Origin of the sequence: Kribbella sp. NPDC005582 (assembly GCF_040605415.1) — a bacterium.
Taxonomy (GTDB): domain Bacteria; phylum Actinomycetota; class Actinomycetes; order Propionibacteriales; family Kribbellaceae; genus Kribbella.
This window is the reverse complement of the sequence record NZ_JBEXCU010000002.1, coordinates 973801-990650: the sequence shown is the minus strand read 5'-3', so window position 1 is coordinate 990650 and position 16850 is coordinate 973801. Positions and strand designations below refer to the sequence as shown.

The 16850-nt window shown below is 68.3% G+C and carries 17 protein-coding genes; 9 read left to right on the top strand and 8 right to left on the bottom strand.

The window, feature by feature from the left end:
• Nucleotides 1–6: 6 nt before the first annotated feature.
• Nucleotides 7–1044 (bottom strand): autoinducer 2 ABC transporter substrate-binding protein, encoded by a 1038-nt coding sequence (locus ABZS29_RS16325; protein WP_355462580.1) that lies wholly within the window; start codon nt 1042–1044, stop codon nt 7–9.
• A gap of 222 nt (nt 1045–1266) precedes the next feature.
• On the opposite strand from ABZS29_RS16325, the gene ABZS29_RS16320 reads away from it, so the two are divergent.
• Nucleotides 1267–2088 carry a DeoR/GlpR family DNA-binding transcription regulator gene (locus ABZS29_RS16320; RefSeq protein ID WP_355462578.1) on the top strand — a complete coding sequence of 274 codons (822 nt, stop codon included), beginning with the start codon at nt 1267–1269 and terminating at the stop codon, nt 2086–2088.
• Between the two features lie 113 nt (nt 2089–2201).
• On the opposite strand, the gene ABZS29_RS16315 is transcribed toward ABZS29_RS16320, so the two are convergent.
• Both ABZS29_RS16315 and ABZS29_RS16310 read right to left on the bottom strand, forming a co-directional pair.
• Complete coding sequence (locus ABZS29_RS16315; RefSeq protein WP_355462577.1) at nt 2202–3026, bottom strand: M55 family metallopeptidase; 825 nt, start codon at nt 3024–3026, stop codon at nt 2202–2204.
• Nucleotides 3027–3036: 10 nt separating this feature from the next.
• Nucleotides 3037–4881, bottom strand: coding sequence for an ABC transporter ATP-binding protein (locus ABZS29_RS16310; protein ID WP_355462575.1), 1845 nt, complete (start codon nt 4879–4881; stop codon nt 3037–3039).
• Nucleotides 4882–5019: 138 nt separating this feature from the next.
• Between ABZS29_RS16310 and ABZS29_RS16305 the strand changes: the two genes are divergently transcribed.
• Both ABZS29_RS16305 and ABZS29_RS16300 read left to right on the top strand, forming a co-directional pair.
• Complete coding sequence (locus ABZS29_RS16305; protein WP_355462574.1) at nt 5020–5442, top strand: MarR family transcriptional regulator; 423 nt, start codon at nt 5020–5022, stop codon at nt 5440–5442.
• 43 nt (nt 5443–5485) lie between these two features.
• Nucleotides 5486–6133, top strand: a complete 648-nt coding sequence (locus ABZS29_RS16300) for a DUF1345 domain-containing protein (protein WP_355462573.1) — start codon at nt 5486–5488, stop codon at nt 6131–6133.
• A 128-nt stretch (nt 6134–6261) separates the two neighbouring features.
• Here the strand turns inward: ABZS29_RS16300 and ABZS29_RS16295 are convergent, their stop codons facing one another.
• Nucleotides 6262–7245 carry an alpha/beta hydrolase-fold protein gene (locus ABZS29_RS16295; protein WP_355462571.1) on the bottom strand — a complete coding sequence of 328 codons (984 nt, stop codon included), beginning with the start codon at nt 7243–7245 and terminating at the stop codon, nt 6262–6264.
• A 94-nt stretch (nt 7246–7339) separates the two neighbouring features.
• Between ABZS29_RS16295 and ABZS29_RS16290 the strand changes: the two genes are divergently transcribed.
• Genes ABZS29_RS16290 through ABZS29_RS16280 form a run of 3 tightly spaced genes read left to right on the top strand, consistent with a single transcriptional unit; the run spans nt 7340 to nt 9560 of the window.
• On the top strand, nt 7340–8038 hold the full coding sequence (locus tag ABZS29_RS16290; RefSeq protein WP_355462569.1) for a hypothetical protein: 699 nt from the start codon (nt 7340–7342) through the stop codon (nt 8036–8038).
• Nucleotides 8039–8091: 53 nt separating this feature from the next.
• Complete coding sequence (locus ABZS29_RS16285) at nt 8092–8619, top strand: hypothetical protein (RefSeq protein WP_355462567.1); 528 nt, start codon at nt 8092–8094, stop codon at nt 8617–8619.
• Nucleotides 8616–9560 (top strand): alpha/beta hydrolase, encoded by a 945-nt coding sequence (locus ABZS29_RS16280; protein ID WP_355462565.1) that lies wholly within the window; start codon nt 8616–8618, stop codon nt 9558–9560. Before ABZS29_RS16285 ends, ABZS29_RS16280 begins: the two co-directional genes overlap by 4 nt.
• On the opposite strand, the gene ABZS29_RS16275 is transcribed toward ABZS29_RS16280, so the two are convergent.
• The 3 genes from ABZS29_RS16275 to ABZS29_RS16265 all read right to left on the bottom strand — a co-directional run bounded on the left by ABZS29_RS16275 (nt 9545) and on the right by ABZS29_RS16265 (nt 12643).
• Nucleotides 9545–9934 (bottom strand): hypothetical protein, encoded by a 390-nt coding sequence (locus ABZS29_RS16275; RefSeq protein WP_355462563.1) that lies wholly within the window; start codon nt 9932–9934, stop codon nt 9545–9547. The genes ABZS29_RS16280 and ABZS29_RS16275 overlap by 16 nt on opposite strands.
• A gap of 298 nt (nt 9935–10232) precedes the next feature.
• On the bottom strand, nt 10233–11315 hold the full coding sequence (locus ABZS29_RS16270; RefSeq protein ID WP_355462560.1) for a homoserine O-acetyltransferase: 1083 nt from the start codon (nt 11313–11315) through the stop codon (nt 10233–10235).
• Between the two features lie 5 nt (nt 11316–11320).
• Nucleotides 11321–12643, bottom strand: a complete 1323-nt coding sequence (locus ABZS29_RS16265; RefSeq protein WP_355462558.1) for a bifunctional o-acetylhomoserine/o-acetylserine sulfhydrylase — start codon at nt 12641–12643, stop codon at nt 11321–11323.
• A 140-nt stretch (nt 12644–12783) separates the two neighbouring features.
• Here ABZS29_RS16265 and ABZS29_RS16260 point away from each other — a divergent pair, with 140 nt between their 5' ends.
• Genes ABZS29_RS16260 through ABZS29_RS16250 form a run of 3 tightly spaced genes read left to right on the top strand, consistent with a single transcriptional unit; the run spans nt 12784 to nt 15596 of the window.
• Complete coding sequence (locus tag ABZS29_RS16260) at nt 12784–13764, top strand: Gfo/Idh/MocA family oxidoreductase (protein ID WP_355462557.1); 981 nt, start codon at nt 12784–12786, stop codon at nt 13762–13764.
• 14 nt (nt 13765–13778) lie between these two features.
• Nucleotides 13779–14753, top strand: a complete 975-nt coding sequence (locus ABZS29_RS16255; protein ID WP_355462555.1) for a Gfo/Idh/MocA family oxidoreductase — start codon at nt 13779–13781, stop codon at nt 14751–14753.
• Nucleotides 14754–15596 (top strand): Gfo/Idh/MocA family oxidoreductase, encoded by an 843-nt coding sequence (locus ABZS29_RS16250; RefSeq protein WP_355462553.1) that lies wholly within the window; start codon nt 14754–14756, stop codon nt 15594–15596. It abuts the gene before it with no gap.
• On the opposite strand, the gene ABZS29_RS16245 is transcribed toward ABZS29_RS16250, so the two are convergent.
• Nucleotides 15589–16701, bottom strand: coding sequence for a glycosyltransferase (locus tag ABZS29_RS16245; protein ID WP_355462551.1), 1113 nt, complete (start codon nt 16699–16701; stop codon nt 15589–15591). The genes ABZS29_RS16250 and ABZS29_RS16245 overlap by 8 nt on opposite strands.
• Between the last annotated feature and the right edge of the window lie 149 nt (nt 16702–16850).

Below are 16850 nucleotides of genomic sequence, written 5' to 3'. Positions count from 1 at the left end.
ACCCGCTCAGAAGTCGTAGTTGCCGATCTCGGCCTTGGTCAGCACCAGCATGGCGTCACCGAGGAAGACCTTGGGGTTCTGCGGCGAGACTGCGAGCTTGTTGTAACCCTTCACGCCCAGGTCGGTGCCGTCGGCGAGCTGCTTGCCATCGACCAGCAGCTTGGCCGCGCTCAGCATCGCCTCACCGGCGAGCTGGGGATCCCACAGATAGATCGCGTCGATCGAGCCGTCGTCGACGAACGACTTGGTCTGCGACGGGACGCCGGTGCCGAACACGCAGGTGTCGTTCTGCAGGCCGGCCTCCTTCACCGCGCGGGCGATTCCGGGGATGTCCTCGGACGACGCGCCCTGGAAGCCGGCCAGCTTCGGGTGCGCCTGCAGGAGCTCCTTGGCCTTGCGGTACGCCTGGTCGCCGTTGTTGTTCGACTCGACCGGGGCACTCACCCGCTTCATGCCGGGGAACTTCTGCTGCTGCAGCCCGTACGCCGCCTCGGTCCAGGCCATGTGGGTCGCTGCGGTCAACGTGCCGACGAACTGGACGTACTCGCCGCTGTTCTTCATGCAGGCGGCGAGATCGGTCATGATCTTCTGCCCGTACTTCGCGTTGTCGAACGCCTCGATGTCCGCGTCGACGTCGGTCAACGCCGGCGCCTCGTGGGTGACCACCTTGATCCCGGCCGCCCGTGCCTGCTTGATCACCGGGATCACCGAGCTCGGATCCGACGGGACGATTGCCAGCGCGGCCGGCTTCTGTGCGATCAAGCCCTGGATCAGGCTGACCTGCTGCTCGGGGCTGTTCGTCGACGGCCCGGTCTGGCTCGCGGTGACGCCTGCGTCGGTGGCGAACTGCTTGACGCCGGTGTTCATCCGGTCGAACCACGCGATGCCGGTCAGCTTCACCACGTTGATGTAGGCGCCGCCCGCACTGGATGCGGAGGAGGGGTTTCCGGCGGGCGGCGCCGTCGTGCCTTGGTCGACCGTCCCGCACCCGGCCAGTATCGCGATCAGTACCGCGCCGGGCACTAGCAGTGACGGTCTGAGCATGCGAAACTCCCTCGGGTGCGTGAGGCGAACCAAGCGTTTGATAGTGCACGGTTCTGCACGACTTGCTGCACGAATTCGTGCAGGATGCCTCACTCTGGCGGCTGGTTCCGGTCGATGTCAATGGTGAGTGACGACCCGATTCCGGGCAGTTGCGACCTTACGGCCTGGTGACCGATGGTTTACAGTCGAGCACCAACTCGCGAGACCGGAGGGAGGCGACGGATGCGGTTGCGGCTGAATGCTCGGCAGCGAGCGATCCTCCGTGAGGTCGAGGGCCGCGAGTACGTCGAGGTCAAGGACCTCGCGCACCGGCTCGACGTCGACGTCTCCACCATCCGCCGGGACCTCCAAGGACTCGTCCGCGACGACCTGGTCGAACGCCTGCACGGCGGGGTCCGCCGCCGTACCGCGGACAGCCCGCCGGTCGCCTTCGCCACCACGCCCGACAGCGGCGTCGACGCGATCGCGCACACCGCGCGCCGGATGGTCCGCAACGGTGACCGGATCGCCCTCGGCGCCGGCGTCTGCATCGACCGCCTGGTCGGCACCCTGTTCGACCTCGAGGACCTGACCGTCGTCACCACCGACCTCCAGTCCGCCGAACGCCTCAGCCGCCAGCCCAACATCCGTGTCGTCATCGCCGGCGGCGAACTCCGCGACGCCCCCGGCTCCACCGTCGTCTCCGGCGCCGCCACCGCCGAGTTCCTCGCCGCCCAGCAGGCCGACTGGGTCTTCCTCGAGGTCGACGGCATCCACCCCTTCGCGGGCATCACCACCTCGCACGCCTGGCACGTCTCCACCGCCCGCGCCCTGCTCTCAGCCGGCGACCGCCGCGTCGGCCTCGCCCGCTCCCAAGCCTTCGGCGCCCGCTGCGTCGGCTTCATCGCCGAAGCCTCCGAACTCGACCTCGTCATCACCGACGACCGCCTCACCGACGCCGAACTCCCCGCCTTCGCCGGCCGCATCGTCCGAGCCTCCCTCGACCCCACCGACGACTGGCGCACCGAACAACCCCCGACCTACCACCCACCCCGCCGCCTCTGAATCGTCCAGGGCGGACCTCCAGGCCATCACAATCGGCCGGCCGGGCAGTGCTCAGGCGTGGACGCGTCTGACGCGGACAGTTGTGATGGCGTGGGCGTCCGGAGGGGACTCGGTCAGTCGGTGATGGCTCGGGAGAGGTAGACGGCGGCGATGAAGGTGCGGAAGAGGTCTAGGGGGTCGTCGGCGCGGAGGGCGACGGTGGTTTCGGCTGTGCGGGTTGCGTTGCGGAGGGCGGTGGTCAGGTCGGCGTGGGCTTGGGTGTGGAAGCGGACGGTTAGCTCGGGTGGGGTGGCGAGCTCCGGCGGGCGGTGGGTGCTCAGGTGGTCGAGGGCGCGGCGGGCGCCTTCGTGGATGAGCTCACGGGCGCGGTCGGGGTGGAGGGAGAGGGCCGCGTTGTGGGAGACCGATTGTTTGACGACGATGCCTTCGGCGGCGGGACAGAAGGGCCGGGCTTCGTCGATGGTCACCTGGTCGCCGGTGATCAGCACAACCGGTACGCCGTAAGCCCGCGCCACCAGCGCATTGACCGCGGCCTCGCCGGCGACGACGCCGTTCAGCCGCACCTCGGCAATCGCTCGCGGGTTGTACGTGTGATGAAGAACCGACGACGTGGCGCCCGCAGAGCCGTGGTACGAGATGAAGAAGATCGCATCGAACGACGCGTCGAGTCCCTCCATCATGTACATCGGCTTGTGCCGCCCGGACAGGTAACTCGCCCGGCCATGCAGTTCGTCCGGCCGAAGGTTCTGCATCGTCGAGTGCGAGTCGTTCACCAGGAACTCAGTCGCCCCGGCCTCGAGCGCACCATCGATCGCGGCATTCACCTCGGCCTGCAACTGCCCCCGGTAGTACTCGTACTCCGGACTCGGCGCCCGGCACTGCGACCAGTCGACCACCCCGGCCGTACCTTCCATGTCCGTCGACAAGAAGACCTTCATCCCGCCGACTTTACGCGGCGGCGGTGGAGAACTGGGTCGCGTGGAGTTCGGCGTACAGGCCGCCGGCGGCGAGCAGCTGCTCATGCGTGCCGTGTTCGCGGATGCGGCCGTCGTCCAGCACGAGAATCTGGTCGGCGTTCCGGATGGTGGAGAGCCTGTGCGCAATCACGAGCGAGGTCCGGCCGGCCAAAGCGTTGGCCAGAGCAGCTTGTACGGCGGCCTCCGACTCGGAGTCGAGGTGAGCGGTGGCCTCGTCGAGGATGACGATCGACGGCGACTTGAGGAGCAGACGAGCGATGGCCAGGCGCTGACGTTCGCCACCGGAAAGTCGGTAGCCGCGGTCGCCGACGACCGTGTCGAGACCGTCGGGCAGGCTGTCGACGAGGGTAGCGATCTGGGCGGCGGCGAGAGCGTCGTGGAGCTCGGCATCGGTTGCGTCCGGGCGGGCCAGCAGCAGGTTGGAGCGAATCGTGTCGTGATACATGTGCGAGTCCTGAGTGACCACACCGATCACGTCGCGCAGCGACCGCTGCGACACCTCGCGCACGTCTTGTCCGCCGACCAGGATCGCGCCGCCGGTGACGTCGTACATGCGGGAGACCAGCGCGGCGAGTGTCGTCTTGCCTGCACCGGATGGGCCGACGACGGCCACCATCTCACCAGGCCGTACGGCGAAGCTGACGCCCTTGAGCACCTCTTCACCGGTCTCGGCCGACAGCGTCGCGACCGACTCCAGGGAAGCGAGGGAGACCTCGGCCGCCGACGGGTAATGGAAGCGGACCTGGTCGAACTCGATCGACGGTTCGGCATCGGCCGGGAGCTCGCGGGCATCCTTGCGGTCGGCAACCATCGGCGCGAGGTCGAGCACCTCGAGCACGCGCTCGAAGCTGACCAGCGTGGTCATGATGTCGACCTGGACGTTGGACAATGCGGTCAGCGGGCCGTAGAGCCTGGTCAGGTAGGCGGTCAACGCGACGACCGTCCCGATCCCGAGCGCACCCTCGACCGCGAAGACGCCGCCGACGCCGTACACGAGGGCGACGGCGAGCGCGGCGACCAGTGTGAGCGAGACGCGGAAGATCCCGGCGTACATGGACGTGGTGACGCCGATGTCGCGGACCCGCGCAGCCTTGTCCGCGAAGTCCTTGGACGATTCCTGGCTGCGACCGAAGATCTTGGCCAGCATGGCACCGGCGACGTTGAAGCGCTCGGTCATGGTCTGCGCCATGGTCGCGTTGAGCTTGTACGTCTCGGCCGTTGCCGCGCGCAACCGTCCGGCCATCAGCCGGGCCGGGAGTATGAACAGCGGCAGCAGCACCAGCGCGAGCAAGGTGATCTGCCACGACATCACGAACATCGCGGCGAGTACGAGGGTGACGCTGAGGACGTTGCTGACCACGTTCGACAGGGTCGAAGTGAAGGCTTGCTGGGCGCCGAGGACATCACCGTTGAGGCGCTGGATGAGCGCTCCGGTCTGCGTCCGGCTGAAGAAGGCGACCGGCATCTGCTGCACGTGGTCGAAGACCGAAGTGCGCAGGTCGTAGACGAGTCCTTCGCCGATCCGCGCGGAGAACCAGCGCTGGGCCAGCGTGACACCGCTGCTGACGATCGCGAGCAGAGCGACGACGAGCGCGAGCCAGATCACTAGCGCGGTGTTCTTGGGCACGATGCCGCGGTCGATGATCGCGCGGTACAGCAGCGGAGTGGCCGCGCCGGCACTGGCGTCGATCGCGACAAGGACGAGGAAGGCGGCCAGATAGCCGCGATAAGGAACGGCGAATCCGGCGATGCGGCGCAGTGTGCCCGCGGAGAGTTTGTGGTGCCGGACAGAGGAGTCCTTCAGCAGGGAGCGCATCGCTCGCCCACCGCCGCCTCCCCCACCGGGCATTCCGGAGATCTGTGACATCGAGGCCCTTCGGTTCAGGATCAGATATAGTGAGGTTACCTCACTATGAGGCAACCTCACAAGATCCCGACCGATTAGGCTTCGCCCGTGAACGCTCCCGACGACACCGCGGAACAGATCGCCGCCCGGCTCGACGGCCTGGTCCGCCGCCAGCGCCGCGCCACCAAGGTCGAGGTCGGCGGCGTCACCCACGGCCGGATGCGCGTCCTCCGCACCCTCGACCACGCCGATCGCCCCCTACGCCTGAGCGAGCTCGCCACCCAGCTCGGCATCGTCCCCCGCTCGGCCACCTCGGTCGTCGACGACCTCGAAGCCGCCGACCTGGTGGCCCGCCACCCCGACCCCGCCGACCGCCGCGCGACCCTCGTCGCCCTCACCCCGGCCGGCATCGACCTCCTCACGACCGTCCGCCGTACCCGCCGCGACGCCATGGTCACCCTCCTCGACCGCCTCACCCCCGCCGAGCAGTCCACCCTGCTACGACTACTGAACCGCCTCGCCGACGACTGACGACTTCCCCGAGGTCCGGTACGGCGATCGATAGCATCCGACCGTGCTGAGCGTTTGGTGGGACGGCGCCGTCCGCGCGCTACTAGCGGCCGCCGGAGTCGTGCTGCTGCCGGTGTTGTGGGTGCCCAACTTCTTGGACACCATGACCAGGCCGGCGTTGCTCGGATGGGACGTCCTGGCCCTCGTCTTCCTGAGCCGCCAGCTGTGGATCATGCGGCGCGGCCGGGTGGCGCCCGACACCGAGGGAGCACCGAAGTGGTTGCCCTCGGCACGGTGGATGCGACCGCGCTTCGGCGCACTCCTCGTGGCCAGCGCGGCCGGCCTGTCCAGCGGACTGCTGATCGTCTCGATCGACATCGAGGAGACCGGCGACTGGTACATCTGGATCATCCGCTTGCTGGCGGCAACGACCGTCATCCTGGCGTGGCTGATCCTGCACGCCGGCTATGCCATGCACTACGCGAACATCTATTTCGCGAGCGGTCACGGCATCAAGTTCCCGGGGACGGAGAAGCCGAACTTCCTCGACTTCGCGTACTTCGCGTTCACGATCGGAGCGACGTTCGCGACCTCCGATGTCGAGGTCACGAACCGCCGCATCCGGCACGCGGTGATCTGGCACTCGGTGCTGTCGTTCTTCTACAACGCCGCCGTCCTGGGAATCGCGATCGGCGCCTTCACCGGCAAATAACCCCTCCCCTCCCCTCGCCCCCCGCCTCATCCGCCCACCCCAAACCGGTTCGGGGAGAACCCACCCCCCCAAACCCGGCCGACATCCACCCCAAACCGGTTTGGGGCGGGATGGAGGCGGTGGGTGGGTCAGGCGGGGCGGAGGTGGTTGACGATGCCGTCGATGTCTTCGATCATGCGGTGGGCGCGGATCTCGTGGCCGCCGGGGTCCTCGTACGCCGTGAAGGCGATACCGGCCTGGTCGAGGGCGGCGCGGAACTCGCGGTGGCCGGCCAGGACCTGGGTTTCGTTGGCGTAGTTGAAGGGGTCGGGGCCGGGGGAGGTTCCGGCGACCAGGAAGATGCGTTTGCCGCGGTAGCGCTCGATGTTCTGCATCGGGTTGTCCATCGAGACCCGGGCCTCGTCCCACGGTACGCCGTACACGGTGTCGCCGTTGAGGTCGACGGCGGCGGACGAGGTGTTGGCCCAGTGGACGACCAGGCCGCTGTCGCGGCGGACGCTGGCGGGTCCGGAGTGCGAGCTGACCGAGGCGAAGTGCCCGTAGTACTTGGCGGTGTACTTCAGCGCGCCGAAGCCGCCCATCGAGAAGCCGGAGACCGCGCGCCCGGCGAACTCGGCGTACGTGCGGAAGTTGGCGTCGATCCAGGGGATCAACTGGTTGAGGTGGAAGCTCTCCCAGTTGCGCGGGCCGACGTTGGTGGTGACCGGGTTGGAGTACCAGCCGGCTTTGCCGCCGTCAGGCATCACGACGATGACCGGCTTGCCTGCGATCCAGGCCCGGACGCCGGCGGCGTCGAAGGTGATGAAGTCCTGCAGACCCCCGTGCAGCAGGTAGAGAACGGGATACCGCCGATCGCCACTCTCGTGATACCCATCGGGCAGCAGCACGTTCACCGCGGGCTGCCAGCCGATCTCGGCGGTCTGGAAGCGGTAGTACCACATCCGCGGATCGTTCTGGTTGCTGTCGACGATGTGCAGGCCGAAGCCGTCGTCGGCAGCATTGGCCGCGGCCGAAGTGGCCAGAATGGTTCCGGCGCCGAGGCCGGTCGCGACAGTCAGGCCGCCGGCGGCTTTGAGCAGGGTTCTCCGGGTGGGGCGGTGGTCATTCACCATGATCTCCTGGGGAGAGTAGGGACAGTCACCGTAAGTCACGGTGCAGATCTAAGTTAGTACCATAACTTAGGGGTCAGCAGGTCAGAGGAGAGTTGTGACAGGCACTTCGCCCCGGCGGAAGACCGGCGGTCGGCAGGCGCAGATCGGGCTCGCGGACATCGAGCGCGAAGGACTGCGGCTCGGCCTCGCGAACCTCACCGTGAACGGCGTCGCCACCGCGCTCGGCGTCACGCCGGCCGCGCTCTACCGCCATGTCGACGGCAAGCTCGGTCTCGAGTCACTGGTCGGCGAAGCGGTCCTCGCCGAGCTGCACATCGTCGACGATCCGGCCGACGACCTCGATGCCCACCTGCTGTCGTTCGCCCAGCAGCTCCGCACCTTCGTCCTCGATCGGCCGGGACTGGCGGCGTACATGCAAGGGCTGTTTCCGCGCGGCGCTGCCGGGCTGAGGCTGCAACGCGAGGCGGTGGAGGCGCTCGGACGACGCGGGTACGGCGCCGCCGGCGCAGTCATGCTGTCGGGGACGGTCGCCTCCCTCGCCATCAACCTGGCCGCGGCCGAGGAGCGCCACCGCCCGTACCACGAAGGCCCGCACCAGCGGGAGCTCGAGAAGGTCTACGCCCTGCTCGCCGCCGACGAGGTCCTCGCGCCGGTCCACGCGGAGCTGCCCGCGATCTCCAGCGGCGACTACTTCTCGATGGTGATGACCGCCTGCATCCGCGGCCTGACGACCGCCGCCCCGCCCGACCGGTCCGTGGCCGAGATCCTCACCGGCCTCGGCCTGGTCGATTGAGCGATTCGCTCAATCGACCGAGGGTCCGGAGGTCCTGATGATCTTCTGCAGGCATGCGTATTGCGAAAACAACCCCTGCTGAAGCTGCGCAGTTGCTACGGGACGACCAGAAGCTGCTGCTGACCGAGATCGACGGACTGAGTGCCGAAGAACTGCGAGCGCCGTACCAGGTGCAGGCCGGTCCGCTCGGCCACTTCTGCGACTCGTTGCACGACCTGGTCGGCCACGTGTTGATGTGGGACGAGATCACGCTTGCCGTCCTCCGCGACGCCCGCAACGGGCTCCAGCACTGGAGTCTCGACCCGCGCTGGGAGACCCCGGAAGCCGGCAACGCGCTCAACGTCGGCGGAGTCGAGGCCGGCCGGCACGTCCCGTCGGACCTGCTCCTGCACCGCTGGCACAGCGTCGGAGCCGCGCTCATTGCCGAGATCGAGCAGTACGACGAGGTCGCGTGGACCGATCCCGCGACCGGCGGCGGGTACTACGGTGGGATCGGAGCACTGGCGGAGTACGTCTCGACGCCACCCGGCTACGAGATCTTCGGTCATGCGGCACGACACCTGAAGCCGGAGAACGCATGACCGAGCTGATCGACTCCCCTGCGTTCCAGGCCGAGACCGACGCGCTACTGAAGCTCTTCGCGAACCAGCCGGCCGGACCGGATCTCGACCCCTACGAGAGCCTGCTACTGGATCGCACCGAGCTTCCGGACCCGGCACTCGCCGGTACGGCCGATCCGCGAACCAGGCCGCGTGATCTGGCCATGGAGCTCCCCGGACGAACCCTCGAGGCCCGGGTCTACCAGCCGGTCCACACCTCACGTCCGGCGCCGGTGCTGCTCTGGCTGCACGGTGGCGGATTCATCGGTGGTCACCTGCGCGACATCGAATACGCGACCTCGGGAATTGCTGCCGCGGGCAACGTTGTCGTTGTCTCGCTCAACTATCGGTTGGCACCCGAAAACCCTTACCCAGCTGGGTTGCACGACGTCGTCGAGACGCTGGCCTGGATCCGCGCACATGCCACTGAGCTGAACGGCGACGGCCGGGTTGCGGTCGGCGGACAGAGTGCGGGCGCTGCCCTCGCTGCCGGTACCTGCCTGGTTGCGCGGGACACTGGCGTACCACTCCCCGACCACCAGGTCCTCTGTTACCCGTGTCTCGACCTGGATCAGGACACCGAGTCGTACCGGTTGTTCGACGGCACCTTCCTCAGCATCGCGCCAGGGCGCTGGTCATCCGCCCAGTACTTCCCCGACGGCGAGTTGCCGGCGGCCGCCGTACCCCTTCGGGCCGAGTCGTTGGCCGGGCTTCCGCCCGCGCTGATTCTCGCGGCTGGACGTGACCCGCTGCGCGACGATGCTCGGCAGTACGCGCAGCGTCTCGACGGGCCGGTCAGGTTGGTGGAGTACGCCGACACCATGCATGCGTTCCTCAACTTCCCCGCCGTGTTGTCGGCCGGCCGTCATGCCGTCGAGCTGATCGGCGCGCACTTGCGGGAGGTGTTCTACGCGTCGGAGTGATTGAAGAAGCGCCCCGGGTCGCTGGCCGCCCGGGGCCCGGACGCGAGCCAGGCGGCGAAGTCGTCGGGGTACCGCCGCTCCAGCTCGTCCAGATAGGCACGGCGTACGTCGATCGTCGCCGACCAGTGGTCGGGGCGGCTGAGCTCGGGGAAGCTTCGGCGCCAGGCCAGGCACAGTTCGGCGGCCGATAACTGGCTGAGCTGGTCTTCCGGCTTCAGTTCGGGCAGCGCGACGTCGAGTAGGACCGGCTTCACCCGGGTTGGCTTGCCGCTGGTCGGCGTGGCGACGGCCGACTTGCCGGTGGTCGACGGGAGCCAGCCGAGCCACGTGACGACCGGCGGCGCCGTCCCGGCGACGAGCAGGAGCAGCAGCAAACCTCGGCACCCGCGGCCACGCCGTACCCGAGGGTCGCGACCGCGATGCCACCACCGCGCGCAGCCCAGCGCGGCGCCGCCCGGAACACCTCGGCCGGCGGCAGCTCGGCGGACAAACCGAAGCTGACCGAACTCGCGGCGGCCAGGAACGCGACGAACGCGAACGCCGCCAGGACCGGTCCCAGGGGCACGAGCAGCAGGGCCGCCATCACGCCGATCGCGGCCAGCACACCAACGGCGGTGCGCCAGATCCCGTCGTACCTCTGCATGGACTTCCAGTGCCCATTTCCGGCCGGAATCAAGCGTGGCCGGCCGCCTTGCTCAGCGTCCGCGCGATCAGCGCGCCGACCTGGTCGAGCTCGATCAGGAACCCGTCGTGCCCGTACGGCGAACTGATCGTGTGGACGCCGTCGGCCGCGGGATAGGCGGCGACCAGCTCGGCGGACAACGACGGCGGGTAGAGGCGGTCGGAGTCGACCGCGGCGACGACCAGGCGGGACCTCAACCGGGCCAGCGTGGACGCGAGGTCACCACGGCCGCGGGTGATGTCGTGGCTGTTCATTGCGCGAGTCAGGACGACGTACGAGCCGGGGTCGAAGCGGTTGGCGAGCTTGGCCGCGTGATGGTCCAGGTACGACTCGACGGCGTACCGGCCGCCGGCCGCGGGGTCCTCGCCGGGCTGGGCCGCGCGGCCGAAGCGCGTGGCCAGCTCGTACTCCGATCGGTACGTCACATGGGCGATCCGCCGGGCGATGCCGAGTCCGGCGACCGGGGAACGGCCGGTGCCGTAGTAGTCGCCGCCTTGCCAGTCGGGGTCGGCGGTGATCGCGGCGAGCTGCGGCGCGCACCACGCGATCTGATCGGCCGAGGCGTAGCCGGTGGAGGCGAGGACGATCGCCGTACCGACGCGATCCGGGTACATCACCGGCCACTCGATGGCGCGCATCCCGCCCATCGAACCGCCGATCACGGCCGCCCACCGATCGATGCCGAGGGCACCGGCCAGCGCGGCCTCGGCGTTCACCTGGTCCCGGATCGTGATGGCCGGGAACCGGCTTCCCCACGGGCGACCGTCGGGCGCGGTGCTCGACGGGCCGGTGGTTCCTTGGCAACCGCCGAGCACGTTCGCGGCGACGACATACCAGTCGGCCGGGTCGAGGTACTGGCCGATCAAGCCGTCCCACCAGCCGGGCGTGGGTTGACCGGGGCCTGCTGGGCCGACGACATGTGCGTCACCGGTCAGCGCATGACAGATCAGGATCGCGTTGTCACCTTGGGGATTTCCCCAGGTCTCGTACGCGATGCGTGCCCCGGGCAACGTCGTACCGCTCTCCAGCAGAAGGTCGCCGACGGCAACGAATCGCCGCCCGGAGGCACTCATCGAGCTCAGACCGACTTCGCGGCGGCGAAACCGACCTCGAGGTCGGCCAGGATGTCCTCGATGTGCTCGATGCCGACGGCCAGCCGGACCAGGCCGGGCGTCACGCCGGCGGCCAACTGGTCGTCGCCGGACAGCTGGCTGTGCGTGGTCGAGGCCGGGTGGATCACCAGGGAACGCACGTCACCGATGTTCGCGACGTGGCTGTGCAGCTGCAGCGCGTCGACGAACCGCTTGCCTGCGTCCACACCACCCTTGATCTCGAACGCGATGACGGCGCCCGCGCCGCGCGGCGCGTACTTCTGCGCCAGCGCGTGCCACGGCGACGACTCCAGGCTCGCGTACGCGACGCTGTCCACCTCGTCGCGCGCTTCCAGCCACTTCGCGACCTGCAGCGCGTTGTCGACGTGCCGCTCGATCCGCAGCGACAGCGTCTCCAGGCCCTGCGCGATCAGGAACGCGTTGAACGGCGAGACCGCCGGGCCGATGTCGCGCAGCCACTGCACGCGCGCCTTGAGGATGTAGGCCAGGTTGCCGAGATCCGAACCGACGCCGAGATCGCGGCCGTAGGTGAGACCGTGGTAGCTCGGGTCCGGGTTGTTGAAGCCGGGGAACCGCTCCGGGTTCGCCGCGTAGTCGAACTTGCCCGAGTCCACGATCACGCCGGCGATCGCCGTACCGTGGCCGCCCAGGTACTTCGTCGCCGAGTGCACCACGACGTCGGCGCCATGCTCGATCGGCCGGATCAGGTACGGCGTTGCGACCGTGTTGTCGACGACCAGCGGAACGCCGTACTCGTGGGCAACGTTTGCGACGCCCTCGATGTCGAGGATCTCGCTCTTCGGGTTCGCGATCGTCTCGGCGAAGAAGACCTTGGTGTTCGGCTTGATCGCGGCCTTCCAGGACTCCAGGTCGTTCGGGTCGTCGACGAACGACACCTCGATCCCGAGCTTCGGGAACGTGTAGTGGAACAGGTTGTAGGTGCCGCCGTACAGGCTCGGGCTGCTCACCACGTGGTCGCCGGCCTCGGCGATGTTCAGCAGTGCGATGGTCTCCGCCGCCTGACCGGAAGCCACCAGCAACGCCGCCGTCCCGCCCTCGAGGCTCGCGATCCGCTGCTCGACCGCGTCCTGCGTCGGGTTCTGGATCCGGGTGTAGATGTTCCCGAACTCCTTCAGCCCGAACAGGCTCGCCGCATGGTCGGTGCTGTCGAACGTGTACGACGTCGTCTGGTAGATCGGCAGCGCCCGGGCCTTCGTGGTCGCGTCCGACGTCTGCCCGGCATGGATCTGCCGGGTCTCGAACGACCAGCTGGGAGCGGTATCGGTCATCATGTCCTCTTTCATCGAAGTCACAGCGGGTGACTCAAAAGGTACTAATTAGATCGACTTACTGGACTCAATCTCGGAACGTGGACAGGCCGCCCATCCGCCCGTTGACGTGCAAACGTTTGCATGCTGGAATGCAGCGCATGACGCTTCGGATCGCGATCGCCGGCGCCGCCCATCCGCACGCGGCGTACGTGACCGCCGAGATCGACCGGTACGACGACTTCCAGCTCGTTGGCGTGGCTGACCCCGACCGCGCCGTGGCCGAGCGCTATGCGACGCCCTACCGGGCGAGGGTGTTCACCGACCACCGTGAGCTGCTCGACGAGACCAGCCCTGATGTCGTGATGGTCGCCGGTATCTACGCCGACCGCGGTCGCGCGGTCGTGGACGCACTGGATGCCGGCGCGCATGTGTTGTCCGACAAACCGCTGTGTACGTCGCTGTCGGACCTGGCCTCGATCACCGAAGCCGCGCACCGCAACAACCGGTACGTCGTGTTGCTGCTCGAGAAGCGCTACTACCCCGAGACCCTCGCGGCCATTGAGTTCGTGCGCGCCGGTGAACTGGGGACGATCCACGGCGTGGTCTCGTCCGGACCGCACAAGCTCAACCGCCCGACCCGCCCCGAGTGGTTCTTCGACCGCAACCAGTACGGCGGTCTACTGAACGATCTCGCGGTCCACGACATCGACGCGGCCCTGTACTTCACCGGCCTCACCGCCGGTACCGTCAGCGGCGCCCTCGCCGGCGAACCCGCCTTCCCGCGCTACGGCACCGCGACGCTCACCGGCCCCGGCGTACTGATCACGGCCGGAGTCGACTGGCTGACCCCCGCCGCGTCTCCCCTGCACGGCGACTATCGGATGAAACTCACCGGCACCGAAGGCACCGCCGAGCTGCAATGGGCCCGGCACCGGCTCATCGTCACCACATCCGAGAAGGCGCCGTACGACGTACCGCTGCCACCGGGGTATCGCCCCGCCGAGCTCCCGCTGCAAGCACTTGCCGACGGCAAGGAACCCGACATCACCACCAGCCACAGTCTGCTGGTCACCCGCCTGGCCCTACTCGCCCAGCAGTCGGCGGAGAGCAACAACCTGCCGCTGCCCTGGACGAGCTGACCGAAAGAGGTTCGATGCGTTTCGCCATTGTGGGTGCCGGTGCGATCGGCGCCGTCCACGCCCGTCTGATCGACTCCCTCGACGACGAGCTCGTCGCGGTGGTCGATCTCGACCTCGACCGCGCTCGGCACCTCGCGGATCAGCACGGCGCTCGCGCGTACGCGGATGCCGCCAGTGCTTATCCCGAAGTCGATGCCGTCAGCATCTGTCTCCCCAGCGCGCTGCACGCGACTGCTGCCATCGATGCGCTGTACGCCGGGAAGCACGTGCTGGTCGAGAAGCCGGTAGACATCACGCTTGCCGCAGCCGACCGGTTGATCGCGGCACAACGCGAGACCGGGCTGACAGTCTCGGTCGTCAGCCAGCGCCGCTTCCAGGAGCCGGCCCGCCAGATCAAGCACGCCATTGACTCCGGCAGCCTCGGCCGCCTCACCTCCGGGATCGTCGAGTCGGCCTTCTACCGACCGAATTCGTACTACGAAGGCGACGACTGGCGCGGCACGCGGGCCGTCGACGGCGGTGGCGCCCTGATGAACCAAGGCATCCACGCCCTCGACCTGCTGGTCTGGATGCTCGGCCGGCCGGTCCGGGTGAGCGCCCAGACCGGCCAGTTGGCCCACCACGACATCGAGGTCGAGGACGTCGCCGCCGCCACCATCACCTTCGAAAGCGGCGCCCTCGGCTTGCTCCTGGCCAGTACGGCGGCCTACCCCGGCAGACCCGTTCGCCTGTCGATCCACGGCGACCGAGGCACGGCAATCATGGACAACGACCGCCTGGATGTTCTCACCACCACAGATGCAGCCCTTGGTGAACACAGCTCTGTACGACAGGCACATCTGGCGCAGTACCGGGACTTTGTCGGGGCGGTTGCTGAAGGTCGGGCGCCGGGTGTGGGCCTGAGCGACGGGCGGCGGGCGTTGGCGACAGTGCTTGCTGTGTACGAGTCTGCTCGGCTGGGACGGCCCGTCGAGTTGGAAGGGAACTGAATGCTCCGCATCGCCTTGGTCGGCACCGAGAACAGCCACGCTCGCGAGATCGTCCACCACCTCAACGCGCACCCGATCTCGGACGCCGCCCGCATCGTGGCACTCGTCGGCGCCGACGACGACCACAACCGCACTCTCGCCACCGCCGGTGGGCTCACCCACATCGTCCCCACCTCGACCGAGCTGATCGGCAGCGTCGACGCACTCATCGTCACCAACCGCGACGGCGCCCGGCACCGCGAGCACGCCGTACCGTTTCTCGACGCCGGCATCCCGGTCTGGGTCGACAAACCACTCGCAGCCAGTACGGCGGACGCCCGCGCCATCCTCGATGCCGCGAATAACAGCAGCACCCCGGTCACGTCGTACTCAGCGATCCGCTGGGTCGCCGACGCGGAAACCCTTGCCCAGGGCATTAAATCCGTCGGCGACCTGCAGGCGGTCACGGTGACCGGCCCGGCCGACCCCGGCAGCGAGTACGGCGGCATCTTCTTCTACGGAATCCACGCCGCCGACCTGGCCCAGCGCCTCGCACCCGGCGACCCCGGGCCGGTCGACACCGAGCAGGTCGGCGACACGGTTGTCGCCCGCTACCGCAGCAACGGCGTACTCGTCACGCTGCAACTCGTGAAGCCGACCGCGACCGGCCGGGTCCCGTTCCATGCCGAGATCGTCGGTCGCGAGGGCCTCGTCAGCCACGACGTGCGGCTGGACGCGGAGTACGTCGTACCAGGGCTGAAGGTGTTTCTCGACCTGCTCGCGACCGGTCGTCCGCCGCTCGACGACGCGACGATGCTCGCGCCGATCACCGTCCTCGAACAGATCAGCACGCAGCTCAGCTGAACAACAGCTTGGCCGTCCGGGTCGCTCCGTCGGTATCGATGCTCGGGGCAATCTCTCGTGCCCGGGCGAGTGTCTCGGGAGCCAAGGTCGTGGCCAAACCTTCGCTCAGCGACTCGACCGTCGGGTCCGGGTCCTGGTGCGCGAAGCCGATGCCGAGCTCGGCGACGCGGGCCGCCCAGCGCGGCTGATCGACAATCCGCGGTACGACGAGCTGCGGTACGCCGGCCTTGGCTGCCGTCGTGGTGGTTCCGGCGCCGCCGTGGTGGATGACAGTCGCGAGCCGCGGGAACAGCGCCTGCTGGTTGACCTCGCCGATGACGAAGGTGTCCTGCTGGTCGTCGATCGCAGCAATGTCGGCCCAGCCACGAGACAGCAGCACCCGCCGGCCATGGGCACGGGCCGCCTCGATCGTCAAGCGGGCAATGTCCTTCGGGGCGTGCGCGGCCATGCTGCCGAAGCCGACGAACACCGGCGGCTCCCCCGCATCCAGGAACGCCTCGAGGTCAGTCGGAAGCGGCCGGTGATCGGGCAAGGTCCACGCGCCGACCTGCAGGAACTCGGGACTGTCAGCAGGCCACAGAGTCGGGTCGGCCGCAAGCAACGGCTGCTCGGTCCGGACATGCTCGCGGACGTCCGCCACGGGCGGCAGACCGATCGCTGCGCGCCCGTTGTTCAGAGCGTCGCCGTACAGCTCATTGGTGAAGGCAGCCGGCGCGCCCACGGTGTGGAAACTGGCGAACAGGTAGCGCGCGCCGACCTTCTCGGCGACGTCGCGCGCACCCGCCGGCAGCAGCCCGGTCGCCACGATCGCGTCGCATCCGTCCGCGGCGATCTTCGTGAGTACTTCGAACCGCGCAGCGACCAGCTCCGGCGCCAGCTTCAGCGCGTCCTCCTTGGACGGCGGCTTGGGGTTGTTCACCACCGACCGCACCGACGGGCCCAGCGGCACCATCGGCACCCCGGCCCGCTCCAGCAGTACGCCGAACTCCTCGTCCGGCGGCGCACACATCACCACCTCCGCCCCGAACTCCTGCAACTTCACCGACAGTCCCGCCAGCGGCTCGACGTCTCCGCGCGATCCCCATGTCAGCACTACAACCCGCATTGTCACGTCCCTCGACTCGTGATGGACCGCCCATCCTGAAGCATCACCCGGGCCTTGCGGCAAGCCCCACCGTGCGCTATATGTTGGTAGTGGCAAGAGGTTTGTTCCTCTTGCCCTTTTGTTTGTGGGGGCATGATTCACCAAGGGGG